The following is a 24,204-nucleotide window of genomic DNA, read 5'->3' on the forward strand; positions in this document are numbered from 1 at the left end:
GGCCCTCTGACGGGGCGGCTTTACGGACAGGTGAACAACGTTAAGGTCACCGCGGACGATTGCAACCGTGACGGAGCGTAAGCCGATGAAAGCCTGGACACCCGGGATCTGGACGGGCCTGGCGGCGCTGAGCGGCCTGATCGCCGTGGCGCTTGGCGCGTTCGCCGCGCATGGGGTCGAGGCGCCCAAACCGGCCGAATGGCTGCGCACCGGATCGCTGTACCAGATGACCCATGCGCTGGCGGTGTTTGGCGCCTTCGTCCTGGGTCGGGCCGGCGCGCGCGGTATGGGCCTGGTCGCCGGGCTGTTTCTGGCCGGTACGGTGCTGTTCTCGGGATCGCTCTACGCGATGGCCCTTGGCGGCCCACGGGTGTTGGGCGCGGTGGCGCCGCTGGGCGGCCTGGCGTTCATGGCCGGCTGGGCCGTGCTGGCCTGGCGGGCCTTCACTCTGCCTAAGTAAGCAGGCTCCCGACCCGCTCGACCAGTTGAGCGCCGTCGAAGGGCTTCATCACATAGCCCGCCGCGCCCAGCTGCATGGCCTGAACGATACGGTCGAGCCGGCCATCGCCGGTCAGCATCAGCACCGGAATGCCGGCGGTCGCGGGATCGTCCTTGATGGCCTTGAGCGCGTCGAGACCGCTCTGTCCCGGGATGCGCACATCCAGCAGCACCGCCGCCGGAGCCCGCGCGGCGAGCCTGGCCATCAGGGCGTCGGCGGTGTCGAACCCGATCACCTCGAAGCCGCCCCGCGTCAGGATGATCGAGACCAGCTCAAGGATGCTGGCATCGTCGTCGGCGACATAGATCAGGGACGCGGCTTTGGACATCAGGTCGCGATCAGGCTCAAACGGAATCAGACTCGCCACCGGCGGGACAGGGATTTTCGACAGTTGGTCGCTTCGAGCCGGGTTCGTCAAACCCTGGTTGTCGCCAGGGTCCGCGCCAGGGTCTCGATCAGTCCCAGGGTGGACAGGGGCTTGGCGATCTGACCGTCGAAGACCGCATCGACCGCCAGAATCGAAGCGTCGGCCGAGAAGGCCAGGATCGGCGTTCGGGCGTTGGGACCGCCCTGGCGGATGCGGGCAGCGGCGGCGCGGCCATCGACCCGGGGCATCCGCAGGTCCATCAGGATGACGTCGAAAGGCGTCTCCCCCGCGCTGGAGATCGCTTCGTCGCCATCGGCCGCCTCGGTCATCTTGGCGCCGAACGGCCCCAGGATCGCCCGCACCAGTTCGCGGTTGGCGCGGTTGTCGTCGACGATGAGCACCCGGCAGTTATCGGGAAGGGCGAGAGGCTGGTCGACCTCGACTCCCTGCTCCTCGCCAGGTTCGACGGGCGGAGCGGGCAGAGAGAACCAGAACCGCGAGCCTTCGCCTTCCCGGCTCTCGACCCCGATGTCGCCATCCATGGCCTCGGCCAGGCCCTTGCAGATCGCCAGGCCCAGGCCCGTGCCGCCATACTTGCGCGTGGAGGAGCCATCGACCTGCGAGAAGCGCTGGAACAGGTGTCCGACCCGATCGGCCGGCATGCCGGGGCCGGTGTCAACCACCGAGAACGATAGCCGCTGCGTCGCCGGATCGAAGGCCGTCTCGACATCGACGCCGCCCCGCTCGGTGAACTTCACGGCGTTGCCGATCAGGTTGAGCAGGATCTGGCGCAAGCGGTCAGGGTCGGCCAACACCATTTCGGGCACGGTCTCAAGACCTGACATGGTCACGGACAGGCCCTTGCCCCGCGCCTGGGTGTCGAACAGTTCGATCGTCTCGCGTGTCAGCTCGCTGGGCGACATCGGCCTTGGCCTGATATCGACCTGCCCGGCCTCCAGCTTGGAGAAGTCCAGAATGTCGTTGACGGTCGCTCGCAGCGCCTTGCCGGCGTTGGAGACCCGCTCGATATAGCCGCGCGTCGCGGCGGTAAGCTCCGGCTGCTCCTCGACCAGCTTGGTGAAGCCCAGGACCGCGGTCAGAGGCGTGCGCAGCTCGTGGCTCATATTGGCCAGGAACTCGCCCTTCACGGTCGCCGCCGCCTCGGCGTCGGCGCGCGCCTGGCGCAGCTGGATCTCCAGCATCTTGCGCCGCGAAATGTCGCGGATGATGTCGGTCACGCCGTTGATCCGGCCGGTCAGGGGGTCGAGGGCCAGGGTCGGGCGAGCCTCGAACCAGATTTCCCGCCCGTCCTTGTGGCGCGACCGGTACTCGACTCGCGTCGGCGCGGCCCGTCCCCGGCTCTCGAACTGATCGCGGACGGCGCTGCGGATCGCCTCGAAATCGTCTTCATGGACGAAGTCCCCGAAGGGCCGACCGATCAGCTCCTCGGGCCTGAAGCCCAGGCGAGGCTCGACCGACGGCGAGACATAGGTGATCCGGCCGTCCACACCCGAATGCGCGAGGATGTCACTGCCGTTCTCGGCCAGCATCCGGAAGCGCGCCTCGCTTTCAACCGTGGCCAGTTCCGCGGCCTTCTGGGCCGTGACATCCAGGACCACGCCAAAGACGGTGACGGGACGTCCCTCGGCGTCGCGCTCGACCACCATGTTGCCCATGACGTGCCGGATCTGGCCATCGGCGCGCAGCAGGCGCGTCGGCGTGGAGGGACCGGGCGCCTGGGTCTCGAGTAAGGCGTGGAAGCGCAGGCGGACCGCTTCGCGATCTTCGGGGTGGATCGCCGCCAGCCAGTCTTCGGCGGAGATTGCCGTCCCGGGCTCAAAGCCGAGGATAACGTACATCTGATCCGACCATGTCATGGCGCGGGTGGCCTGATTGAGCCGCCAATAGCCGACGCCGGCCAGGTTCTCGGCCATGTCGGCCCAGCGGGTCTGCTCCTGGGCCACGTCCCGCAGGCGCCGCCTTTGGGCGTTGATCGTCGCCAGAGGCAGGGCGGCGAAGATCGAGACGACCAGAAAGACCTGCAGAAACAGCGCGCGCTCGGCCATGTTCTGGGCCAGCAGGGCGACGGGACCGATCTCCATGGCCGTAAAGGTGATCGCCAGACCCGCCAGGATCAGGATCCCGGCCGCCGCGCCCAGGAATTCCAGCTCCAGCGCCACGAAGGCCAGGACCGGCGGAATGATGAACAGCATCGGGAACCGGGGGCGGGTGAAGACCACCAGGATGGTGACCACCAGCGCGGCCAGGGCGATCCAGCCGCGCCGCGTGACCGGCCGTTCGGCCAGCAGCGCGCGGGCCTGGCGGAAGGCGATCAGGGAGGGGGTCACCAGCATCAGACCCAGGCCGTTGGACAGCCACCAGCTGATCAACGTGCGACCAGGGTCGGCGTGTCGCGAGGCGTAGAGGACCGTGATCGCGATGAGACCCGAGGCCAGGGGCGCGCAGAAGCCGCAGATCAGGGCGATCCAGCCCAGGTCCCGGGATCGACTGACATCGATGTTCCGGCCCAGCACGTGGCGCAGGGCCATGGCCGAAAGCAGATATTCGACGACATTGGCGAAGCTGAGTCCCAGGACCACCGACAGCCGCCCGCCCACATGCAGGCTGGCGGCGATGTTTCCCAATACGGCGAAGGCGATCAGCAGCGGCCAGCGCGTCCGATCGGTCCACAGCAGAACGGTCAGAACGACCCCGTTGGCCAGCCAGATCGGCGCGACCTGCTTCAGGTCACGCGGCAGCTCGATACAGACATAGGCCAGCAGCGCCACGGTCAGACCCAGCGCGACCGCGGCGGCGATCCGGCGAGCCGGATCGTTCCAATTCAAGAATGTCTGGGCTCGAGTCATGCCGCGGCACCCTGGCAGCCCTGTCTGCACCTCCGGTTAACAAGGCGCGAATCTCCCGCGCGCGCGGCGCAAACTCGTGGCGTCCCGACGGAAAAGGTCCCGTCGATGATCTGAGCTTGATCACAGGGTCGGCGATTGGCCCGGGATCGCCGGCAGGCTATGTCCAAGCGCTCACCGCCGTGCTGCCTTCGTCCGCCTGTTCCCCAAGAGAGTTCCACCATGCGTCTGCTTGCCGCCCTGGCCATCTGCCTTTTCACGGTTCTTCCCGCCGCGGCGGCCGAGCGTTTCGATGAAGCGCCGCGCATCGCGGTGATCTCGGCCTTTCCGCCGGAGCTGACGGCCCTGGCTTCGGCGACCCGTGACCAAAAGCGCTATACGGCGGCGGGCGTGACCTTCACGACGGGCGAACTCGAGGGCAAGCCGATCGTCCTGTTTCTCAGCGGCGTCAGCATGGTCAACGCGGCCATGACCACGCAGCTGGCCCTGGACCGCTTCAACGTCACCCGCATCGTGTTCTCGGGCATCGCCGGCGGCGTGGACGAGGACCTCGACATCGGCGACGTGATCGTGGCTGACCAGTGGAGTCAGAACCTGGAGACGGCCTTCGCCCGCGAGACTGAAAAAGGCTTCGAGATTTCGCCCTCCGCCAGCAACGACACCTTGCCAGGCTTTGGCATGATGATCCCCCGCTCGATCATGATCGCCCGCGCCGATGGCCCGCCTGAGCGTCGTCGCTGGTTCCCGTCCGATCCAGCCATGCTGGAGACCGCGCGGTCCATCGCCTCGACGGTCTCGCTGGCCCGCTGCGTGGCCAGCCAGTGCCTTGTGCATGCCCCCAAGGTGGTGGTCGGCGGCAACGGCATCTCCGCGCCGGTCTTCCTCGACAACGCCGCCTATCGCAAATATGCCCGCGCCACGTTCAAGGCCCGGGTCGTCGACATGGAAAGCGCCGCCGTGGCCCACGTGGCCTATGCCAATGGCGCGCCGTTCATCGCCTTCCGCAGCCTGTCGGACCTGGCGGGCGGCGGCGACGAGGCCAACGAGATGCACACCTTCATGCAGCTGGCCTCGGACAATTCGGCCAGCGTGGTGAAGGCCTTCGTCAAGGCGCTACCGAACTAGACCTCCGTCCTGACTGCGTCAGTCCGGAGCTCTAGATCTTTGCTTTAACGCATTTTCTTCACGCGAACCGGAATCCACTTCGCTCGAAAATGCTTTAGCGGGTGCCGAACGTCCGGTCGCCGGCGTCGCCCAGGCCTGGCACGATATAGCCGTGATCGTTGAGCTCGGCGTCGATGGCGGCCGTCCAGATCGGCACGTCGGGATGGGCGGCGCGCAGGTTGTCGATCCCGACCTGGGCGGCCAGCAGGCAGACAAAGCGCAGGTCGGTGACCCCCGCCGCCTTCAGGCGCGAGACGGCCGCGATGGCCGAATGCCCGGTGGCCAGCATCGGGTCGACCACGATGACCAGCCGGCCGGCGATGTCCTGCGGGGCTTTGAAGTAATACTCGACCGCCTCCAGCGACTCCGGATCGCGATAGAGGCCCACATGGGCGACGCGGGCCGAGGGCACCAGGTCCAGCATGCCGTCGGCCATGCCCAGGCCGGCCCGCAGGATCGGGGCGAACACCAGCTTCTTGCCGGCGATCTCCCTGGCCGTGGTCGGGGCGACCGGGGTCTCGATCCGGACCTCGTCCATCGGCAGGTCGCGGGTGACCTCGTAGCAGATCAGGGTCGCCGTCTCGCGCATCAGGGCGCGGAACGTCTTGGTCGAGGTGGTCCTGTCCCGCATCTTGGTCAGCTTGTGCTGGACGAGCGGGTGGCTGACGACGGTGACGTTGGACATGGGACGACCCTGCTGGAAGCGAGCCTCCGCTCCTAGCAGGCGGCTCGCCCTCAGGCCAGTTGATCGCCGATCGGCAGAGACCGGATGCGCTTGCCCGTCGCCGCGAAGATGGCGTTGCACAGCGCGGCAGGCGCCGGGGGATAGGCCGGCTCGCCCAGACCCGTGGGCCGGTTGTCGCTGAGCTTGAAATGCACCTCGACCGGCGGGGCCTCGGCCATTCGCAGCGGCGGGTGGTCGCCGAAATTGCCCTGCATCGTCGCGCCGTTCTCGAAGGTGATTTCCTGGTGCAGGGTGCTGCCGATGGCGTCCAGGATCGAGCCCTGCACCTGCTGTTCCGCGCCGCTGGGATTGACGATCTGCGAGCCGCAATCGACGGCCGCCCAGACCTTGTGGATCTTCAGCGCCCCGCCCTTGGCGACGGAGACCTCCATGACGACGGCCACATAGCCCAGGTGGCTGTAGTGGCAGGCGACGCCCAGGCCGGTCCCCTTGGCCGTCTTGCGACCCCAGCCGGACTTCTCGGCGACGAGGTCGAGCACACCGCGCATGCGGCCGGTATGGAAGGCGTCGCCCTGCCCAGCCTCGCCCAGCAGTCGCGGGTCGCCCAGCAGCTTGCGACGGAAGGCCACGGGATCCTGTTTGGACGCCACGGCCAGTTCGTCGGTGAAGCTCTGGATCACGAAGCCAAAGGCGTTGTTGCCCGGCGCGCGCAGGAAGCCGGTGGGCGCCCCCAGCGGCATGACCGAGACGTCGAGCCTGTAGTTATCCACAGCCCTGCAAGGGAACTGCGTGGCGTTCATGCCCGCCGCCAGGGCGAACTGGTCACCCTCGCCAAAAGTCACGAAGTGATCGCGCCAGCCCACAAGGTCGCCCTTGGCGTCGAGGCCGGCGGTGAAATTGTGCCAGCCGCCGGGCCGATAGAAGTCATGCTGGGTGTCTTCCTCGCGGGTCCAGACCAGCTTGACCGGAGCTCCCGCCAGTTTCGAGATCACCGCCGCCTCGACCATGTAGTCGTTCATCAGCCGCCGGCCGAAGCCACCGCCGACCCGCACCAGATGGATGGTGATATCGGCCTCGGAGACGCCCAGGGCGGCGGCGACCAGCTTGCGCCCCGGCTCGGGGTTCTGGGTCGGGGCCCAGATCTCGACCTTGCCGTCCTTGAAACTGGCCGTGCAGTTCTGCGGCTCAAGATTGGCGTGGGCAATGAAAGGGTAGTGATAGGCGGCGCTGACGACCTTTGCCGCGCTCTTGAACGCCGCATCTACGTCGCCGTCGGCGCGCAGGGTGCGGTGGGGTGGAGCCTTGGCCAGTTCCGCAGCCCTGGCGGCGAAGCCGGCGCTGCTCTGCGCGCCGGTCGGATGCTCGGCCCACTGGATGTCCAGCGCATTGCGCCCCTTGCGGGCCTGCCACCAGCTGTCGGCGACCACGGCGACGCCGGGCAGGATGCTGGCCAGATTGGTCCCGCCCTCGATCACAAAGGCCCCCTTCACGCCCGCCACAGCCTTGGCCGGGGCCAGATCGACGCTGGCGACCTTGGCGCCGAAGGTCGGGGCCTTGGCGAAGGTGGCGTACAGCATGCCCGGCAGACGGGTGTCGATACCGTAGAGAGGCTGGCCGCTGACGATCCTGTCGATGTCACGAGTCGGCTGGGGCTTTCCGACGATGCGGAAGGCCTTTGGGTCCTTCAGCGTCAGGCTCTTGGGATCAGGCGGCGTCAGGGCCGCGGCGGCCTGGGCCAGGTCGCCATAGGCCAGGCGGCGGTTGCTGGCGCCATGCACCACGAAGCCCGGCTCGGTGGCGCAGGTCTCGGCGGCCACGCCCCAGCGCGCGGCGGCGGCGGCGATCAGCAGGGCCCGTCCCGTGGCGCCCACGCGGCGCAGACCGTCATACTCCAGCGTGGTGGCCATGCTGCCGCCGGCTACCTGACGGCCAAACACCTTGGTGTCGGCGATGGCCTGCTCAACGGTGACGACCGACCATTCGACGTCGAGCTCCTCGGCGATCAGCATCGGCAGCGAGGTCTTGATCCCCTGCCCCACCTCGGGAACCTTGGAGACGATGGTGACGCCGCCGTCCGGCCCGATGCGGACATAGGCGTTCAACTGCCCGTCGCCCGCCGCCTGCCCGGGGCCGGACAGGCTGAACGACATCATCAGGCCGCCACCCAGGGCGGCGCCGGTCTGCAGGAACAGACGACGGTTAGGGTCGCGGAGCATCTCGCCGTCCATGCTCAAACTCCCTGGCCGGAAGCGGCCTTGATGGCCGCCTTGATGCGGATGTAGGTGGCGCAGCGGCACAGATTGCCGTTCATCGCCTCGTCGATGGCCGCGTCGTCGGGCTTGGGGTTGGCGGTCAGCAGCGCCGTTGCCGACATGATCTGGCCCGCCTGGCAGTAACCGCACTGGGGCACATCGATGGCCTTCCAGGCTTCCTGCACCCTGGCCCCGACGGGATCCTGGCCAACGCCCTCGATGGTCACGACCTTCTTGTCGCCCACCCGTCGCACCGGCGTGATGCAGGCGCGCACCGGAGCCCCGTCGATATGCACCGTGCAGGCCCCGCACTGGGCCGCGCCGCAGCCGAACTTGGTCCCCACCATGCCCAGGGTGTCGCGCAGGACCCACAAAAGCGGGGTGTCGCCCTCGACCTCTACCGAGCGGGTTTCTCCATTTATGGTCAGCGTAAACGCCATGCCCGACTCCTGATGCGGCGGTTGCCCGCAGATAATGCCCCAGTCGCACGGAGAGCACGAGAGGTTGCGCGCGCCGCCGACCGCCAGAAAAATGCGCCCCAGAAGCCTGTTGCGGCGCACGGTCCGGACCAATAATCCGGATACGGATTATGATTCGTGACGGCGAAGACGGGTTTCTGAGCGCCAGACTCCGGCCTTCGGGAGAGCGGGTCCGCGATGCGGGTCTCAACCTCACGCGGACGGAGCCTGCTTAACGCGCCTTAGTGACGCAGTTTCAGGCTCCGAACTCGACGACTCACGCAATCGCGGGCGCTATAGTCCGCTGGCGCGCGCCGTCAGCATGAATGCGAGTCTTGGGTTCTGGGTGAAGTGACGGAAAAGCCGGTCAAACAAGGTGTTGGAAAGCGTCGCCAGGTCGCGGCGCTGCCTTGGCGTGGCGAAGGCCCGGGCCTGCAGATCCTGCTGGTCTCGTCGCGCGAGACCAAGCGCTGGGTGATCCCCAAGGGCTGGCCGATGAAGGGGCGCACAGATCCCGCCGCCGCCGCCCAGGAGGCCTTTGAGGAAGCCGGCCTCGACGGCGTGATCGCGCAGCAGGCCGTCGGCGACTACGAGTATCTCAAGCGCCTGAAGAGCGGCGTGGCGCGGCTGGTGAAGGTCGATGTCTATCCCTTCCAGGTCACCGGCGAGCACGCCACCTGGCCCGAAAAGGGCCAACGCACCCTGCAATGGATGACTCCGGCCGAGGCCGCCCTGGGCGTGCAGGAGCCGGAACTGCGCGACGTGATCGCCCGCTTCGCCGGCGTTGAACTGCCGGAGGAGGAGCGCCCGGCGCCCGTGCGCGCGCCGACGCCGGTCAAGGTGGCCTTTGAACGCCTGCGCCGAAGGGTGACGACCTTCCTGGGCGGCTCGCGAAGATAGCCACAGCCTGTGGACAAACGGGTCCGCGCCGCATAATGTTCTTATTATGTTCCTGCGCGAGGTTCCATGCAGCTTTCCCTAGGCCTCTCCCGATCGCCGCTTGAAAGCGTTCGCGACGCGCTGCTGTGCGAGTTTGGTCCTCAGCGACCGGTGGCGCGGATGGATCCCATCTCGCAGTTGGTGAAGTCGTCGATCAGCGGTCGCACGCCTGACGCCGTATCCTGGAGCGCGTTCCTGCGCCTGCGGGCCGAGTTCAGGTGCTGGGAGGACCTGGCCAGAGCGTCTGACGCGCAGGTTCTGGAGATCATCGGCGAAGTTACCTATGCCGAAGACAAGGCCAGGCATCTGACGCATGCCCTGCGCCTGATCGAACAGAAGGTCGGCTGGCTGTCGCTGAACCACCTGGCCGGCAGACCTGTCGACGAAGCGCGGTGGGAGCTTCAGAGCCTGCCCGGCGTGGGGGTCAAGGTCGCCGCCAGCGTGCTCAATTTCAGCAGCCTGGCGATGCGGGCCCTGGTCGTCGATACCCATGTGCATCGCGTGGCCAAGCGGATCGGACTGGTCGGCCCCGGCGACACCACCCACGCCTATCAGGCCCTGATGCGGCTGGCGCCCAACGCCTGGACGGCGGACGACCTCTTCGAGCTGCACTGGCTGATGAAGCGGGGCCTGGGCCAGATGCTGTGCCCGCACGAAGCCCCCAGGTGCGGCGCCTGCCCGCTGAAGCATGACTGCGCCAAGCTGGGGATCGGCCACAGCGCCGACGTCCTGCCCTGGCGCCCGCGCGACGCCGGATAGCGCCTGCCCCCTCCGGCGTGACAAGCTGGGATCTGTCGCCCCGATGGAGTTCCCCGTGACCGCGAGCCGCGCCTCCACACCCGACGCCGCAATGATGGCCGGCCCTGAAAAGCTCGCCCGGTTCCTTGAAACCGGCGACGCGCGCGTCCTGGATGGCGTGTTCTCGGCGGGCGACGTGACCATTCTCGAGAACTTTCCGCCGCACGTGTTCAACGGCCAGGACGGCCTAGCGCGCTGGCGCGCCCTGATGACGCACCATGTGGGAAGCATCGGCGATCTGCGTCACACGTTCGGCCCGCCGCAAGACTTCGCGCTGACGGACGGCGTCGTTCACTTCACCCTGCCCACGCACTGGAAAGGCGTGCGGGATGGAAAACCCTTTGCCGAGCTTGGCGGCTGGACGTTCGTTCAGGTGCGCGAAGACGGCGGCTGGCGCATCCGCTCCTACGGCTGGGCGGTCATCAGTTTCGAAGAGGCGCAGAACCCTGGGCCGCCAGAGCCGTGAAGGTCTCCGTGCCGATCCCGTATCGGCGCCAGTCCCTGTAGTCGAAGTGCCACCATTCCTCGGTGTAGACCTCGAAGTCCTCGGCGGTCATGGCGTCACGCAGCATGGCCCGCAGGGCCCGCTGTTGCGTCGTGCCGCCGATGAAGTCGGCATAGGCGCGGTCGGAGAACTCGTCATAGCGGCTGGGCATCTCGACGGGCTTGCCGGTCTTGAGGTCGTACAGCGTCAGGTCGACGGCGCAGCCGCGATTGTGGCGCGAGCCCCTGGCCGGATCGGCGACGAAGGCATGGCTCTCGGGCGGGGTCGCCTCCCAGAACATCCAGGTGACGAACCAGGGTCGATAGGCGTCATGGATCAGCAGGCCAAAGCCCTTGCCCGCCAGGGCATGCTGGACCCGGCCCAGGGCCTCGGCAGCGGGCCGCTGCAGCCAGGCGGCCGCGCGCTCATAGAGTGGGATGCCCATGAAATTGTCGGAGCCGGCGTAGCGGATGTCGAGCCGGATGCGCGGGTCGATCGTGGTCAGGTCAACCAGGTCGGCCGGAAGATGCGCCTCGGTCTCGACCGGCGGCGTCGCGGCCAGGGCCCGCTGGCGCAGGGCCGCCGGATCGGCGCGGACCGCCGCGTGGATCGCCGCCTGGGTCTCGGCGCCGAAGTCGTGGAAGGCCAGCCGGGTTCCGTCCAGACGGATCGCGCCCTTCTCCAGAGCCACCTCCCCGCCGCCCGCGACCGCGTAGCGACCGCCGCCCAGCGCCCTCAGCCGCGCGACGGGCAGGTCCTTGCCGAAGAGGTGCAGCGCGCCGTCGCGCTCGAACACGGTGACCGGCGCGGCCTTGTCGCCATACTGCCCGACCGCCGCCCACTCGGCCTGGGTCTGGGCGAAGGCGGCCGGAGCGGCGAGGCCGGCGGCGGCGATGGACAGGAAGGATCGTCGAACCAGACCGTTCATCGTCGTCCCCTTGGCGCTATTTCATCGTCGGGATGACGAAAGCGGAGTCCTCGACCTCGCCTTCAGGCCACCTAGCGGTGATCGTCTTGACCTTGGTGTAGAACTTCACGCCCTCGAGGCCGTGCTGGTTGGTGTCGCCGAAGGCGCTGCGCTTCCAGCCGCCGAAGGTGTGATAGGCTACCGGCACCGGGATCGGCACGTTGATGCCGACCATGCCGACATTGACCCGCGAAGCGAACTCTCGCGCCGCGCGGCCGTTGCGGGTGAAGATGGCCACGCCGTTGCCGTACTGGTGCTCGCTGGGCAGGCTGAGCGCCTCCTCGAAGCTCTCGGCCCGCACGATCTGCAGGACGGGGCCGAAGATCTCTTCCTGATAGGTCTTCATGCCCTTCTTGACGCCATCGAACAGCGACGGGCCGATGAAGAAGCCCTTCTCGAAGCCCTGCAGCGAGAAGTCCCGACCATCGACGACCAGCTCGGCGCCCTCGTCGACACCGATCTGGATATAGTCGGCGATCTTGGCGCGGTGCTGGCTGGAGACCACGGGGCCATAGTGGGCGGCGGGGTCGCTGGAGACGCCGACCTGCAGGGTCTCGATCTCGGCGACCATGCGCTCGCGCAACGCGTCGGCCGTCGCCTTGCCCACGGGCACGACGACCGGCAGCGCCATGCAGCGCTCACCGGCCGAGCCGAAGGCCGCGCCCGACAGGTCCTTGACCACCTGATCGAGGTCGGCGTCGGGCAGCACGATGCCGTGGTTCTTGGCGCCGCCCATGGCCTGGACGCGTTTCCCGTGCGCCGTACCGGTCTGGTAGACATAGTGGGCGATGTCGGACGACCCGACGAAGCTGACCGCGCGGATCAGCGGATGGGTCAGGATGGCGTCGACGACGGTCTTGTCGCCGTGCACGACGTTGAGCACGCCCTCGGGCGCGCCGGCTTCCATCATCAGCTCGGCCAGCTTGACCGGCACGGTCGGATCCTTCTCCGACGGCTTGAGGATGAACGTATTGCCCACGGCGATGCTGATGCCGAACATCCACATCGGGATCATGGCCGGGAAGTTGAACGGGGTGATGCCCGCGCAGACGCCCAGCGGCTGGCGCATCGAATAGACGTCAATGCCGGGGCCCGCGCCCTCGGTGTATTCGCCTTTCAGGATGTGGGGGATGCCGCAAGCGAACTCGATGACCTCGAGGCCCCGCTGGATGTCGCCCTTGCTGTCGGCGATGACCTTGCCGTGCTCGGACGACAGGATCTCGGCCAGGCTGTTCATGTCGCGCTCGATCAGGCGCTTGAACTCGAACATCACCCGGGCGCGGCGCTGGGGATTGGTCGTCGCCCAGCCGATCTGGGCCTTGGCGGCGGCCTGGACGGCGGCGTCCAGCTCGGCGGCGGTCGCCAGCTGCACGCGGGCCTGGACCTCGCCGGTGTTGGGATTGAAGACGTCGCCGAACCGACCCGAGGTCCCGACGAAGGTCTGACCGTTCACGAAATGGGCGATGTCTCGCATGATGCGCTCCCTGGATCTTGTTTTGCGCGTCGATAGCACCCCGAGATCACGCCGTATCGTGCGAAATCCTGCCGGATTATTCAGCGTCGACGTGAACCCGCCGGAACCGGCCCTGCAGATAGACCAGCGGTTCATGGTCTGGATCGTAGCGCAACTTCACCACCCGACCGACATAGACCCGGTGATCGCCGGCGTCGAAGACGTGATGGGTCTCGCACTCGAAATTGGCCATGCAGCCCGGCAGGATCGGGACGCCGGTGCGCCAGGTCTCGGTCTCGAGCCCCTCGAACCGGTCGACGTTCTTTTTCACGAACTGCTGGGCCAACTGCTGGTGCTCGGCGTGCAGCACGTTGACGGCGAAGACCCCCGCGGCGTCCAGCCAGGGCAGACTGCTGGACTTCAGGTCCACGCAGATCAACGCCAGGGGCGGATCCAGCGACACCGAGGTGAAGGAATTGGCCGTCAGCCCCACCTTGCGGCCGTCCGCGCCGACGGTGGTGACCACCGTCACGCCGGTGGTGAAACACCCGAACGCATTCCGCAGGGCCCGGGCGTCGTGTTCGGCGCCCTCGCCCAGTTCAATCGTGACTGCCTGACTCATCAACGTGTTCTGCGATGAAGCGCGGGCCGGGGCAAGCGCTAGGCGCGCTGTCCCTCGACCAGAACGCCGGGCTGGCTCGCATCCAGGCCGAAAGTGATAGGCAGGTGGCGCACATGCGGCGTCTGCAGGTTCAGGGCCTTGGCCCCCCGCGCCACGGCCAGCTTGCCCAGGGCCGCCGGGCCAAAGCCGCTCTGGATGCGGGGCCTTGCCCCCAGCCGGCGGCGCAGCACCCCGTTGGCGTAGATGACATTGGCCCGCATCAGGGCCGGCGGGGTCATGAATTCGATCGACAGCGAGACGTTCAGCATCGGACCGTTCTCGATCCGGTGCGGAGCGTTCTGCCGCCAGGTGACCATCTTGCCCGGCGTCAGGTCATAGACCGCCGCGCCCCTGTCCCAGTCGGGATCGAAGGCGAACTGCTCGGCGGTTTCCTTCAGCACGATCTTTTCCAGGTCCAGCTCGCCCACATAGGGGTCGGCGACCGGATAGACCCAGACCTTCTTCTGGCCGCGCAGCTGCCACAGCGACACCAGCGGTACGTCCAGATGGTAGAACACCTGGGCGTTGGCCGAGCTGATCAGCATGCCCAGGTCGCGCTTGAAGGTGCGCAGGCCGGGAACCTGCGCTTCCTTCTCGGCGAAGATCTCGTCGCCCAGGGCGGCATATTCCGGCACGTGGTCGTTGGTGTGGCGCAGGTTCAGCCAGATGCGGCCGCTCTTGGCCGCCTCCAGCAGCTGGTCGCCCGAGAGACCGCTGGCCGCGCCCCGGCGCCAGGTGGTCCAGGCCTTGGGGTCCTCGCCCATGGTGAAGACGCCCAGCTGGTCGCGGGGATACAGGTCCAGCAGTCGCGCCAGGCCCTCGTCGTCGAACATCGGACGTTCGTGCAGGCCGTGCTCGAAGGCCAGGTTCTCGCCGCCGAAGGCCCTGGCCTTCTCGGGCGTCCAGTCGCGGATGATGCTCACGCGGTCCTCCCGTAGAATTGGATCTTGAAGGGGCCCCACCACAGGGCCTTGCCCAGGCCGCGCGCGGCCTTGTCCAGCCAGTCTGCCCGGTCGCGGGAACGGGTCAGCCACTTGACGCCGGCCACCGCGCCGAACACGGCCGCCTGCCCTGCCCCGATCGCCATCCAGCGGGCCACGCCCACGGCGTCCGGCGGACTGGACGCGGCGCAGTGGGCCGAGGGCCCCTGGCCATAGGCGAAGGCGCGGGCCAGCGTGTAGTCCAGGGTCAGGCGGTCGGGCACGGGATCTTCCCAGACCCACGCCGCCGGTTCCCAGGCGAAGGTCGCGCCGGCGACCTGCATCTGGCCAAACAGCATGTCGTCTTCGCCGCCGATCTGGTTGCGCTCGGCGGCGAACGGCGAGACGGGATCGGGCAAGGCGGCGCGGCGCAGCAGGCTGTCGCCGCAGCCGTAATAGTGATCGATGACGCCAGCCTGGGCGGGACCCAGGCGCGAGAAGAAGCGCTCCAGATAGTCGCGATGCTCGGCGACGCTGTCCGGGGCCCGGGCCCGGACCGGTCCGAACACGACATCGGCGTCGTAGCGAACCTGGGCGGCCAGCAGGGCGGCGAGCCAGCCCTCGGGCGCTTCCTCGTCATCGTCCAGGAAGGCGATCAGGTCGCCGGAGGCTTTTGCCATACCGGCGTTGCGGGCGTTGGCCACGCCGGCGCGGGGCTCGTGAACATAGTGCAGGCGGCAGGCCGCGCTTTCGGCCAAGGCCTCGATCGTGGCGTGGGCCGAGGGGACCTGGTCGTTGTCGACGACGATGATCTCCAGCGCGGCGAAATCCACCTCGCGCTGGGCCAACACCGAGCGCACCGCGACGGCCAGACCGCCGAGCCGTCTCTGGGTCGGGATCATCACCGTCACATGGACCATCAGCCGGCCTCGTGAGCGCCGACACGACGGCGTGACTGGCCGGCGACCGCGTCGACCAGACCGCGCACCTGACCGCTCATGGTCAGCTCGACGCTGTTGATCACGTCCATCCGGCGACGCAGCCGCGCCACCACGCCATTGCCGCCCGCGCCCGCCAGGTTCCAGGCGCCTTCGACGGAGCTGGCCATCAGGCCGGCCACGCTGGCGGCCATCACGGCGCCGCTCTGGACCGGGGTCTGGGTGAAGGCGTAGGCGCGCTTGTAGTGGTCATGGCCGGGACCCAGGTCATAGCGGGTCAGGCCCAGCTCTGGCATGGCCGCGATGGCGCGCAGGAAGAAGATCTGGCCCGGCGACCAGGCGCCGAAGGCCGGGTTGGTCGAGGCGATCCACGGATGATAGACGCCGCCCAGCCGTACGCCGAAATGCCCCGCGACCAGTTCGTCGCCGGCATAGAGGTTGATCATCAGGCCCTGGAAATCGCCGGTCTGGCGCTGGAACAGGTCGGTCAGCAGCCCGCTGGTCCAGGCCGGACGCAGGAAGTCGTGCATGCCGGTGCGCTGCAGCTGCTCGCGCTTCCAGGCCAGCAGTTGGTCAAACGCCTGACGCGACGTGTCGGCCGCGACCAGACGCACCGCGCCCACTTCGCGGTCCAGCTTGTGGTCCAGCCGGCGGTAGTTCTTGATCTTCTTGGGGCTGGCGGCGCGAACGACCTCCAGGTGATCCTCGGCCGAGCCTTCCGGCGCGATCACGAAACCGGACTGGGCCTCAACGCCCTCGGCGGGCTGGCCAAACAGGCCGAACGGATCGATCAGGCCGGTATAGCGAAACACCCCCAGGTCGGCGGCGCGCAGCACCTCCCCGGCCGTGAAGCCCGGGTCGGGACGCGAGACGATGCCGTGATAGTCCGACAGCGGCGAGCCAATGGCCCGCGCCAGACGGCCAGGACGACGATGGTGCGGCAGGAAGCCTACCGTTTCGCCGTTCTTGCGGATCACCGCCACCCGCGCATCGTCGCGCACCCGGCCCACGGCCAGGGTGAAATCGGGGCCCAGCAGGGGGTTGGCGAACGCCGGTTCGGCCGCGGCCATGTCGCGCCACAGGGCGATGTCGGCGGGCGCCAGACGGCTGGGATGCAGGGTTTCAACGTTCGGCATGGTCCACCTGTCCTAAACCGAAGCGGTTAGGGAATGATGGAGAGCGGGGCTGCAACCCCTACGCCACCTACCCGAAGGTGGTTTTGAGAATCCGCTCCAGCCCCTGCTGGTCGATCGCGTCGAAAGCGGCGGGTTTGTCGGAGTCGACATCGAACACCGCGATCAGCCGGCCCTCCGCGTCGAACACCGGGACCACGATCTCGCTTTCCGAGCGGCTATCGCAGGCGATGTGGCCGGGGAAGGCGTGGACATCGGCCACCAGCTGGGTCTGACCGGTCTGCGCCGCCGCCCCGCAGACGCCACGGCCAAAGGCGATGCGCAGACAGCCCAGCGTGCCCTGATAGGGTCCGACCACCAGCTCGCGTTCCTTTTGGGGATCAACGACATAGAAGCCGGTCCAGAAGTAGTGGTCGAAGCTGCTCGCCAGCATCGAGGCTACGGTCGCCATGCGCGCCGTGACATTGGGCTCGCCGTCGAGCACCGAGGCGATCTCGTCGGCCACCTCGGCGTAGCGGGACGCCTTGTCCTTCTTCAGGAAGCCGGGGGTCAGGGTCTTGTCGTTGAAAGCTTCAGCCATGGCGGGGATATAGCGCGTTCGGGGGTGATTGCGAGGGGGTGACGGACACGGCTTCTCAGCCTCACGCGGCATGAGCCACTGAAGGGGTTGGGGAGGCGCGAAGCGGCCGGGACGAACCCGGATGACCGTGATGTGTTTTGTGCGTTTCGGCTCGACCTGTCCGCTTCGCAGGAGCTGTTCTTGCGTGAGGATTGGGCCAAGCGAGCGTCTTTCAGCTCTGATACCCAAGAGCCCCCGTACGGGCGCGCATCCCGTCGATCGGCTAACCGTCTCGACGCCGACGATGCGCGATAGGCGGGTTTACGATCCCTCGCCCTCTTCGACCCGCGTTCACCCGACCGACGAGCCACTCAGCGTTTGCGCCGTCCTTCTGAGACAGCCCGCACACCTCGACCCGCCTTCCAGGGCGTCGCGGCCCCGCTCAGCTCCATCCTCGTCGCCGCCTTGGGCCGGTACCAGGCGCCCTCCCCCTGCGACGGGGACAGCTATGATTATGCAGCGGGTTTGAGCTCCGAGGATTGGCGCGATCAACTATTTTACAAGCCGTTGGTTTTGTTGAGCTCGATTTCGGAAACTACGGGGATAGAGCGCGGCCAATCCCCATAAGTCCTCCCCCTAGCGGGGGAAGTGTCGGCCCATTCGGGCCGACGGAGGGGGTAGTGACGACTGACGCCTTGCGGTCTTCCCCAACCGGCCTTCGGCCGCCTCCCCCTTCAGGGGGAGGACTTGGTGGCGCGCGTCCCGCCCGCCTTCGACCCCACCGGACCATTCGCGATGCCCGCCTTGGGCACATGCCGCCGCCACCGCCAGCCGCCGAGTGCGCAACCTCTCGCAATAGTTGCGCCGCCCGGCCTTTATGGACATAGTCCGGCCAGTATCGGGGGATCACATGAACATGTATTTCGTCGCCGGCGGCGTAGCGCTCGGCGTCTTCGCCATTGGATTCCTGATCGCGCTTGTTCTGCGCCGGGTGGTCCCGACCAACGAAGTTCACATCGTCCAGCGCGGGCGGTCTCGCGTCAGCTATGGCGCCAGTCAGGCGGCCGGAAACGTCTACTACGAGTGGCCGGCCTTCCTGCCCAGGATCGGTGTGCTGGTGACCAAGTTCCCGGTCTCCATATTTGACGTGAACCTGAAAGACTACGAAGCCTACGACACCGGGCGTCTCCCGTTCCGGGTAGACGTGCAGGCGTTCATGCGGATCGCGAAGTCAGACACGGCGGCGGAAAAGGTCGCCAATTTCGACGAGCTGCAACATCAGTTGTCGGGCATCCTGCAGGGCGCTGTCCGGAACGTGCTGGCCACCCACAAGCTCGAAGACATCCTCGAAGCCCGATCAACCCTGGCTGAGGCCTTTACCGGCCAAGTGGACAAGCAGCTTCAGGCTTGGGGCGTCGAGACGGTCAAGAACATCGAGTTCATGGACATCCGTGACAGCGCCAACTCAGAGGTCATCGCCAACATCATGGCGAAGGAAAAATCCCGCATCGACCGCGAGAGCCGTGAGGCCGTGGCGATGAACAGCCAATTTGCCCAGACCAAGGAGATCGAGGCCCAACGCATCGTCGAGGTGAACAAGCAGGACGCTCTGCAGCAGGTCGGCATGCGGACGGCCGAGCAGGAAAAGCAGGTCGGTATCGCCAAGCAGGTCGCCGAGCAGGAAGTTCTGGTCGCCCAGAAGGACACCACCGAACGTGAGATGGATGTGAAGCGGGTCGCCGATACGCGCTCCGCTGACATCGCCAAGGGGGTCGCGGAAGTTCAGGCCGCCCAGGAGCGCGAGGTCATGATCATCCGGGCGGAGGGGCAGCGCCGACAGCAGGTCATCGCCGCAGAGGCTGAACGTCAACGACTGGAGCTGGTCGCGCAAGGAACGTTGGCGCAGCAGAAGCTCGACGCCGAAGGACTCCTGGCGCAGGGCCAGAGCCGCGCCGAAGCCGAGCGGCTCCTACTTCTGGCGCCGGTCTCGACACAGATCGAACTGGCCAAGGAGATCGGCGGCAACGACGGCTACCAGACTTACTTGGTGCGCGTGGAGCAAATCAAAGCCGGGCAGGCCGTGGGTGTCGCCCAGGCTGAAGCCCTGAGCGCCGCCGACATCAAGGTGATCGTGACCGGCGGTGACGTGCCCGGGGGTATGAACAGCATCACCGACGTGTTCAGCGCGAGGGGCGGCCAAGCCCTTGGAGCGATGCTGGAGGGGCTAGCTCAGACCGACACAGGCAAGGCCGTGGTGGAGCGGGCAACGAAGGGCGCTGCAAAGCCCAAGGAGTAGCGTCGTACAGGTCCGTTCGGCCGCCGGCGGGAAGTCAGCAAGCGGCTCCGCTCCCAACGTGGGCTTCGACGGTGGGTTCAACTGATCGCCGCAATACACTCAGCGAAGGTCTCTGCGGGTGTGCGGCGATCAGTTGAACCCACCACCCATTGTGGACATTCAGCGGTCATTGTCGAGCGGGTTCGACAGGCTGGCTCGCCACGCCCTCGCCTTCGTCCCCCTCCATGCTCTGGATGCGATGACTGTCGATTCGTCCTAGGCATTTTCAGGGCTGGCGTTTTCCTCCGATCCATATAAGTAGGCGCCTACGTAAATGGCGGAGCGATTTCGATGCGCATTCGGATGACACGGCGAGGGGTGATGGGCGCGACCGTAGGGCTGGGCGTCTTGAGCTGGGGCGCCCTTGGTCGAGCAGCGGACGACGGCGGCTCCATCGCCGCCCGTCTGGACGCCGCCGTGGAACAGGCGATCGCCGATGCGGACTTCTCGGGCGCCTTGATGCTGAAGCGCGCGGACCAGGTCGTCTATCAGCGCGCGGTGGGCCATGCCGAGCGGGTTTTCGGCGCGGCGAACCGTATCGACACCCGCTTCAACATCGCCTCCATCGGCAAGATGTTCACCGCCACGGCGGTGCTGCGCCTGACGGAACAGGGGCGGATCGACCTCGACACCCCAATCATCCGCTACCTGCCCGCCTATCCTGCCCGCGCCGTCGCCGAACAGATCACCGCCCGTCAGCTGCTGTCGCACAGCTCCGGGATCGGCAACTACTGGGAGGCGATCGCGAAGAAGCCGTCCCAGGCCTTCGTCGAGACCCGCGACTTCCTGCCCCTGTTCGCCGACCAGCCGCTGGAGTTCACGCCCGGCGAGCGGCTCGGCTATTCCAACGGCGGCTATGTGATCCTGGGCCTGATCGTCGAGGCCCTGACCGGCGAGACCTTCGCCGACCACATCAGGCGGACGATCTTTGAGCCCCTGGGCATGAGCGGCAGCGGCGACTGGCCGCTGGATCTCGTCGTGCCGAACCGGGCCGACGGCTACACCCGCGATGAGGCCGTTCCCGGCGCCTGGCGCAGCAACCTCTTCGTCAACCAGTTCCGAGGCAGTCCGGCGGGCGGCGGCTATTCGACCGTCGAGGACCTGTCGACCTTCATCGCCGCCCTGGGCGACGGCCGGCTCCTGTCGCCACAGATGCACACCACAGCGACCACCGGTCTGTTCGATCTGGGCCGCGCGCGTTACGGCCTGGGGTTTATGGAGGAGACCATCAACAGCCATCGCATGGTGGGCAACACCGGCGGCCATTTCGGCATCGCCGGCGAGGTCTGGCGCTACGAGGATCTGGGCTACACCTTCGCCATGCTGACCAATGGCGAGGTCGATGGGTACTGGGGCCTGAACGTGGCGGTGAAGGACATCCTGTGCGGACCCAGCCCGGCGACCGACGCCTATCATCTGGGCATGGCGATGACGGCGGCGGCGAGGGACGACAGCGTGGCGGCCGCCCGCGCCCTGTTCGACGCGAGGCCGCAGGGCCTGCAACCGCGCCCGGTCTTCGAGGTCGAGGCCATGAAGGCCCGGCATCGTGGACATCCGGCCGCCGCCGACCGGATCATGGCGATAGCCGCCATCGTCGAGCCCCCTGCATGACCGATCTGAAGGGCGGCCACGGCGCGACCCTAGGCGGCCAGCTGCGCCGCCTGTCGGAGCGTATCGACCGCGACGTCGGCCGCGTCTACGCCCGGCTGGGCATCCCGTTCGAACAGCGGTGGTTCGGGGTCCTGAACCAGATCGTCCGGAACGGGCCGATGACGGTCGGCGACATCGCCGCCGCGCTGCGCATCACCCACGTCTCGGTCAGCCAGTCGCTGCGCTCGCTGGAAGCGGCCGGCTATGTGCGGGCGCTGCCCGACCTCCGGGATGCGCGTCGCCGTAGGCAATCCCTGACCGCCGAAGGCGAGGCGCTGGTCGCCCGCCTGACCCCTCTTTGGCTCGCCATGAACCGCGAGGCCGAGGCCATCAACCGCGAGGCGGACGACGTCGCCGCCCGGCTGGACCGGCTAGATCAGGCCCTGGACCGCAGCTCCTTCTACGACCGGCTGATCGCCGAGGTCGAGGCCATGGACGAGCCTCAGGCGTAGTTGAAGCTGATCGAGATACGTTCGGATTTCGCCGCGTTCACCGGCGCTTCGTGGCGCAACCAGCCTTCCAACATCAGGACCGTCCGGGCGCGGCGTCGGATAGACGAACGGCTGTTGCGCCTCGGACGCCTCGGCATGTCCGCCCCCCTCAGCGGACCATCAGCGCATCTGCTTCCGGCGCCAAAAGCAGCCCGGCGCCTCAACCCGCCCTAGAACTCCTCCCACGCCCCCGGCCGAGAGCTCGGCGCCACCTTCAGCGCATTGGCCCCCTGCACGTACCGCTGCCGGAAGCTTTCCCGGCTCGGCGCCGCCACGGGTCGCGGCGCGGGACGCACCGGGGCCTGGGGCCGCAGTTCATGCACCTCGGCCCCCACCTGGAAGCGGCCGACCAGACGCTCCAGCTCGGCGGCTTCGCTGGCCAGGGCATGGCTGGCGGCGGTGGATTGCTCGACCATGGCGGCGTTCTGCTGGGTGACCTGATCCATCTGATTGACGGCCTGATTGACCTCGGCCAGGCCGACGGCCTGCTCGCGGGACGACGATGCGATCTCGCCGACCAGGTCGTTGATCTCTGCCACCTGGACCAGGATCTGGTCGAGGGTCTCGCCGGTCTCGCCGACCAGACGCACGCCGCGCCCGACCTGTTCGGTCGAGGTGCGGATCAGGGTCTTGATCTGCTTGGCGGCGTCGGCCGAGCGCTGGGCCAGGGCCCGCACTTCCTGCGCCACGACCGCGAAGCCGCGACCGGCTTCGCCGGCCCGCGCGGCTTCAACGCCGGCGTTGAGGGCCAGTAAATTGGTCTGGAAGGCGATCTCGTCGATCACGCCGATGATGTTGGTGATCTCGTGCGACGACTTTTCGATGCCGCCCATGGCCTCGACGGCTTCCCGGACCACCGCGCCGCTGCGCTCGGCATTGGTCTTGGCGCTCTGGGTCACCTGGCGGGCGCGGTCGGCGCCTTCGGAGCTGCGCTTGACGGTCGAGGTGATCTGGTCGAGGGCGGCGGCGGTCTGTTCCAGGCCGGCGGCTCCGCGCTCGGTGCGCTGCGCCAGGTCGTCGGAGGCCTTGCTGATCTCGGCGCAGCCGGCGCGGATGCTGCGGGCGGCGGTCAGGATGCCGGCCATGGTCGCCTGCAGGCTTTCCACGGCGGCGTTGAAGTCGCGCGGCATCTTGCGGGCGTCGGCGGCGAAGCTGTCCTCGCGCATGCGCCAGATCAGGTCGCCGTCGGCGAGCTTTTCCATGCCCTCGCCCAGGGCCGACACGGCCACTTCCTGGGCTTCGGCATGGGCTTGCGCCTCGGCCTCGTGGCGCTGGCGCTCGGCCTCGGCGACCGCGCGTTCGGCCTCCTGCTCGGTCCTGCGGCGCTCGCCGTCGGCGAGGTCATGGCGGAAGCCGTCGAGAGCCCGGGCGATGGCCCCGATCTCGTCGCCGCCGTTCACGCCGGAGACGGGCTGGTCGTAGCGGCCGGCGCTCAGGCTGTCGACCGAGCGGGTCAGGCCGGCCAGCGGCGCGCGCACCAGGGTCGCGCTGGCGAAGAACAGGGCGCCCAGCACGGCCAGGGTGATCAGCACGCCGCCGGCGAAAAGGATCCTGGCCAGCCGGTCGGCGGGACCCGTGATGGCCGCCACCGGCACGTCCATGACCAGGGCCCAGGTGGTGTTGAGGGCCGGCATGGCGATGGGGCGGACGATGCGCAGCATCGGGACGTCGCCGGCGTTCACGCCCTTGATCTCGACCGCCGGGCCGCCGGCCAGCACGGCCTTGACCGCCTCGGCGCCCGGGTCGGCATAGGCCTTCATGTGCAGGGCGGCGTCGGGATGGGCCACCCACTGGCCGCCCGCCGACACCAGCATGACCCGGCCGCCATCCAGCGGATGCAGCTGGCCCAGCGCCTTGGAAAGATTGCTCAGCGACATGTCCAGGCCGGCGACGCCGATCAGCGTCCCGTTCGACATCACCGGCAGGGCGACCGACGACATCGCCACCTGCTCCGTGCCCACGGTGTCGAAATAGGGCTCGGTCAGGGTCGGTTTCCGCGAGGCGGCGGTGTCGGTGTAATAGCTCTCGGCGAAGTCCGTGCCATTGGCCTCGGACTGCTGCGACGGCGCGCCGTTCTGGTTGACCCAGTAGGTCGAGAAGCGGCCGTCCTTGTTGGAGGCCATGGCGGGGTTGGCGAGGAACTCGGCGTCCTTGCCGTCCAGGGCGTTGGGCTCGGCCATGAACCAGGCGCCCATGACGCTGCTGGTGGCCAGGGCGTTCGGCTTGACGATGGCCACGAACTTGTCGCGCTCGATCAGGCCCGCCTCATGGGCCGAGGCGATGGAGCCGCGCATGGCGCCCGCGGCGGCGGCGGCGGCGTTGATGTCGTTGCGCACCTGCTCGATGGCCTCGTCGGCCACCGCGCCCGCATACTGGTTGGTCAGGCCCGAAACGATGGTGCTGGTGTGCGACGAGACCGCCCAGGCGGCGGCGATCAGCAGCAGGCCGATGGCGAGGCCCGCGACCAGGATCAGCTTCCAGGCGATCGTCAAACGACGGAACGCGGACATGAGGTGGGACTCCGGGAAACGGTCAGGCTCCCAAGTCATCGCTCCCGATTCGTAAATCCGGCATTAACCACGTTCAG

At 67.8% G+C, this 24,204-nt stretch carries 22 protein-coding genes; 8 read left to right on the forward strand and 14 right to left on the reverse strand.

Going from position 1 to position 24,204, the window contains the following annotated elements; genetic code table 11:
- The first annotated feature begins 85 nt into the window (after nucleotides 1-85).
- Nucleotides 86-460, forward strand: a complete 375-nt coding sequence (locus tag ACW17V_RS12650; protein ID WP_492105453.1) for a DUF423 domain-containing protein — start codon at nucleotides 86-88, stop codon at nucleotides 458-460.
- Here the strand turns inward: ACW17V_RS12650 and ACW17V_RS12655 are convergent.
- Nucleotides 453-827, reverse strand: coding sequence for a response regulator (locus ACW17V_RS12655; protein WP_492105454.1), 375 nt, complete (start codon nucleotides 825-827; stop codon nucleotides 453-455). The two genes, ACW17V_RS12650 and ACW17V_RS12655, sit on opposite strands and share 8 nt — an antisense overlap.
- 86 nt (nucleotides 828-913) lie before the next feature.
- A complete protein-coding gene (locus tag ACW17V_RS12660) occupies nucleotides 914-3,712 on the reverse strand; it encodes a PAS domain S-box protein (RefSeq protein ID WP_492105455.1) in 2,799 nt (932 codons plus the stop codon).
- A 240-nt stretch (nucleotides 3,713-3,952) separates the two neighbouring features.
- Here ACW17V_RS12660 and ACW17V_RS12665 point away from each other — a divergent pair, with 240 nt between their 5' ends.
- On the forward strand, nucleotides 3,953-4,855 hold the full coding sequence (locus ACW17V_RS12665) for a 5'-methylthioadenosine/S-adenosylhomocysteine nucleosidase (RefSeq protein WP_492105456.1): 903 nt from the start codon (nucleotides 3,953-3,955) through the stop codon (nucleotides 4,853-4,855).
- Nucleotides 4,856-4,949: 94 nt separating this feature from the next.
- Here the strand turns inward: ACW17V_RS12665 and upp are convergent, their stop codons facing one another.
- From upp to ACW17V_RS12680, 3 genes are read right to left on the reverse strand one after another with little or no spacing between them, the layout of a single operon-like run.
- Entirely contained in the window at nucleotides 4,950-5,579 is a 630-nt protein-coding gene (gene upp, locus ACW17V_RS12670; RefSeq protein ID WP_492105457.1) for a uracil phosphoribosyltransferase, read from the reverse strand.
- A 50-nt stretch (nucleotides 5,580-5,629) separates the two neighbouring features.
- Nucleotides 5,630-7,807, reverse strand: a complete 2,178-nt coding sequence (locus ACW17V_RS12675) for a xanthine dehydrogenase family protein molybdopterin-binding subunit (protein ID WP_492105458.1) — start codon at nucleotides 7,805-7,807, stop codon at nucleotides 5,630-5,632.
- A gap of 2 nt (nucleotides 7,808-7,809) precedes the next feature.
- Complete coding sequence (locus tag ACW17V_RS12680) at nucleotides 7,810-8,271, reverse strand: (2Fe-2S)-binding protein (protein ID WP_492105459.1); 462 nt, start codon at nucleotides 8,269-8,271, stop codon at nucleotides 7,810-7,812.
- 369 nt (nucleotides 8,272-8,640) lie between these two features.
- Here ACW17V_RS12680 and ACW17V_RS12685 point away from each other — a divergent pair, with 369 nt between their 5' ends.
- The 3 genes from ACW17V_RS12685 (at nucleotide 8,641) to ACW17V_RS12695 (ending at nucleotide 10,492) form a co-directional block, all read left to right on the forward strand.
- Nucleotides 8,641-9,189: an NUDIX hydrolase gene (locus ACW17V_RS12685; RefSeq protein WP_492105460.1), complete on the forward strand. Its 549-nt coding sequence runs from the start codon at nucleotides 8,641-8,643 to the stop codon at nucleotides 9,187-9,189.
- 66 nt (nucleotides 9,190-9,255) lie between these two features.
- Complete coding sequence (locus ACW17V_RS12690; RefSeq protein ID WP_492105461.1) at nucleotides 9,256-9,987, forward strand: endonuclease III domain-containing protein; 732 nt, start codon at nucleotides 9,256-9,258, stop codon at nucleotides 9,985-9,987.
- Nucleotides 9,988-10,042: 55 nt separating this feature from the next.
- Complete coding sequence (locus tag ACW17V_RS12695; RefSeq protein WP_492105462.1) at nucleotides 10,043-10,492, forward strand: hypothetical protein; 450 nt, start codon at nucleotides 10,043-10,045, stop codon at nucleotides 10,490-10,492.
- Here the strand turns inward: ACW17V_RS12695 and ACW17V_RS12700 are convergent.
- The 7 genes from ACW17V_RS12700 to ACW17V_RS12730 form a co-directional block, all read right to left on the reverse strand.
- Nucleotides 10,449-11,438: a M15 family metallopeptidase gene (locus ACW17V_RS12700; RefSeq protein ID WP_492105463.1), complete on the reverse strand. Its 990-nt coding sequence runs from the start codon at nucleotides 11,436-11,438 to the stop codon at nucleotides 10,449-10,451. The two genes, ACW17V_RS12695 and ACW17V_RS12700, sit on opposite strands and share 44 nt — an antisense overlap.
- 16 nt (nucleotides 11,439-11,454) lie before the next feature.
- Nucleotides 11,455-12,951, reverse strand: coding sequence for a CoA-acylating methylmalonate-semialdehyde dehydrogenase (locus ACW17V_RS12705; protein ID WP_492105464.1), 1,497 nt, complete (start codon nucleotides 12,949-12,951; stop codon nucleotides 11,455-11,457).
- Between the two features lie 76 nt (nucleotides 12,952-13,027).
- Nucleotides 13,028-13,552 carry a flavin reductase family protein gene (locus tag ACW17V_RS12710; protein ID WP_492105465.1) on the reverse strand — a complete coding sequence of 175 codons (525 nt, stop codon included), beginning with the start codon at nucleotides 13,550-13,552 and terminating at the stop codon, nucleotides 13,028-13,030.
- A gap of 38 nt (nucleotides 13,553-13,590) precedes the next feature.
- Complete coding sequence (locus ACW17V_RS12715; protein ID WP_492105466.1) at nucleotides 13,591-14,625, reverse strand: hypothetical protein; 1,035 nt, start codon at nucleotides 14,623-14,625, stop codon at nucleotides 13,591-13,593.
- Nucleotides 14,511-15,431 carry a glycosyltransferase family 2 protein gene (locus ACW17V_RS12720; RefSeq protein ID WP_492105467.1) on the reverse strand — a complete coding sequence of 307 codons (921 nt, stop codon included), beginning with the start codon at nucleotides 15,429-15,431 and terminating at the stop codon, nucleotides 14,511-14,513. The genes ACW17V_RS12715 and ACW17V_RS12720 overlap by 115 nt, the downstream gene beginning before the upstream one ends.
- A complete protein-coding gene (locus tag ACW17V_RS12725) occupies nucleotides 15,431-16,585 on the reverse strand; it encodes a GNAT family N-acetyltransferase (RefSeq protein ID WP_492105468.1) in 1,155 nt (384 codons plus the stop codon). The genes ACW17V_RS12720 and ACW17V_RS12725 overlap by 1 nt, the downstream gene beginning before the upstream one ends.
- Nucleotides 16,586-16,652: 67 nt before the next feature.
- A complete protein-coding gene (locus tag ACW17V_RS12730) occupies nucleotides 16,653-17,162 on the reverse strand; it encodes a GAF domain-containing protein (RefSeq protein WP_492105469.1) in 510 nt (169 codons plus the stop codon).
- Nucleotides 17,163-18,051: 889 nt separating this feature from the next.
- On the opposite strand from ACW17V_RS12730, the gene ACW17V_RS12735 reads away from it, so the two are divergent.
- From ACW17V_RS12735 to ACW17V_RS12745, 3 genes are all read left to right on the forward strand, one after another.
- Entirely contained in the window at nucleotides 18,052-19,437 is a 1,386-nt protein-coding gene (locus tag ACW17V_RS12735; RefSeq protein WP_492105470.1) for an SPFH domain-containing protein, read from the forward strand.
- Nucleotides 19,438-19,767: 330 nt separating this feature from the next.
- Nucleotides 19,768-21,087 carry a serine hydrolase domain-containing protein gene (locus tag ACW17V_RS12740; RefSeq protein WP_492105471.1) on the forward strand — a complete coding sequence of 440 codons (1,320 nt, stop codon included), beginning with the start codon at nucleotides 19,768-19,770 and terminating at the stop codon, nucleotides 21,085-21,087.
- Complete coding sequence (locus tag ACW17V_RS12745; RefSeq protein ID WP_492105472.1) at nucleotides 21,084-21,578, forward strand: MarR family winged helix-turn-helix transcriptional regulator; 495 nt, start codon at nucleotides 21,084-21,086, stop codon at nucleotides 21,576-21,578. The genes ACW17V_RS12740 and ACW17V_RS12745 overlap by 4 nt, the downstream gene beginning before the upstream one ends.
- Here ACW17V_RS12745 and ACW17V_RS12750 read toward each other — a convergent pair.
- Nucleotides 21,569-21,715 carry a putative 2OG-Fe(II) oxygenase gene (locus tag ACW17V_RS12750; RefSeq protein ID WP_492105473.1) on the reverse strand — a complete coding sequence of 49 codons (147 nt, stop codon included), beginning with the start codon at nucleotides 21,713-21,715 and terminating at the stop codon, nucleotides 21,569-21,571. The genes ACW17V_RS12745 and ACW17V_RS12750 overlap by 10 nt on opposite strands.
- 72 nt (nucleotides 21,716-21,787) lie before the next feature.
- The gene (locus ACW17V_RS12755) at nucleotides 21,788-24,127 is read right to left on the reverse strand and encodes a methyl-accepting chemotaxis protein (RefSeq protein WP_492105474.1); all 2,340 of its coding nucleotides are present in this window, start codon (nucleotides 24,125-24,127) and stop codon (nucleotides 21,788-21,790) included.
- Between the last annotated feature and the right edge of the window lie 77 nt (nucleotides 24,128-24,204).

This window comes from Caulobacter sp. FV2ye17ST, from assembly GCF_058680955.1.

What these genes read in the sequence shown, in the direction of transcription:
- ACW17V_RS12750 (WP_492105473.1), bottom strand. Translation starts at nt 21,715, where the DNA reads ATGCCGAGGCGTCCGAGGCGCAACAGCCGTTCGTCTATCCGACGCCGC.
- upp (WP_492105457.1), bottom strand. Translation starts at nt 5,579, where the DNA reads ATGTCCAACGTCACCGTCGTCAGCCACCCGCTCGTCCAGCACAAGCTG.
- ACW17V_RS12725 (WP_492105468.1), bottom strand. Translation starts at nt 16,585, where the DNA reads ATGCCGAACGTTGAAACCCTGCATCCCAGCCGTCTGGCGCCCGCCGAC.
- ACW17V_RS12690 (WP_492105461.1), top strand. Translation starts at nt 9,256, where the DNA reads ATGCAGCTTTCCCTAGGCCTCTCCCGATCGCCGCTTGAAAGCGTTCGC.
- ACW17V_RS12655 (WP_492105454.1), bottom strand. Translation starts at nt 827, where the DNA reads ATGTCCAAAGCCGCGTCCCTGATCTATGTCGCCGACGACGATGCCAGC.
- ACW17V_RS12735 (WP_492105470.1), top strand. Translation starts at nt 18,052, where the DNA reads ATGAACATGTATTTCGTCGCCGGCGGCGTAGCGCTCGGCGTCTTCGCC.
- ACW17V_RS12740 (WP_492105471.1), top strand. Translation starts at nt 19,768, where the DNA reads ATGCGCATTCGGATGACACGGCGAGGGGTGATGGGCGCGACCGTAGGG.
- ACW17V_RS12730 (WP_492105469.1), bottom strand. Translation starts at nt 17,162, where the DNA reads ATGGCTGAAGCTTTCAACGACAAGACCCTGACCCCCGGCTTCCTGAAG.
- ACW17V_RS12705 (WP_492105464.1), bottom strand. Translation starts at nt 12,951, where the DNA reads ATGCGAGACATCGCCCATTTCGTGAACGGTCAGACCTTCGTCGGGACC.
- ACW17V_RS12665 (WP_492105456.1), top strand. Translation starts at nt 3,953, where the DNA reads ATGCGTCTGCTTGCCGCCCTGGCCATCTGCCTTTTCACGGTTCTTCCC.
- ACW17V_RS12700 (WP_492105463.1), bottom strand. Translation starts at nt 11,438, where the DNA reads ATGAACGGTCTGGTTCGACGATCCTTCCTGTCCATCGCCGCCGCCGGC.
- ACW17V_RS12710 (WP_492105465.1), bottom strand. Translation starts at nt 13,552, where the DNA reads ATGAGTCAGGCAGTCACGATTGAACTGGGCGAGGGCGCCGAACACGAC.
- ACW17V_RS12720 (WP_492105467.1), bottom strand. Translation starts at nt 15,431, where the DNA reads ATGGTCCATGTGACGGTGATGATCCCGACCCAGAGACGGCTCGGCGGT.
- ACW17V_RS12675 (WP_492105458.1), bottom strand. Translation starts at nt 7,807, where the DNA reads ATGGACGGCGAGATGCTCCGCGACCCTAACCGTCGTCTGTTCCTGCAG.
- ACW17V_RS12680 (WP_492105459.1), bottom strand. Translation starts at nt 8,271, where the DNA reads ATGGCGTTTACGCTGACCATAAATGGAGAAACCCGCTCGGTAGAGGTC.
- ACW17V_RS12650 (WP_492105453.1), top strand. Translation starts at nt 86, where the DNA reads ATGAAAGCCTGGACACCCGGGATCTGGACGGGCCTGGCGGCGCTGAGC.
- ACW17V_RS12755 (WP_492105474.1), bottom strand. Translation starts at nt 24,127, where the DNA reads ATGTCCGCGTTCCGTCGTTTGACGATCGCCTGGAAGCTGATCCTGGTC.
- ACW17V_RS12745 (WP_492105472.1), top strand. Translation starts at nt 21,084, where the DNA reads ATGACCGATCTGAAGGGCGGCCACGGCGCGACCCTAGGCGGCCAGCTG.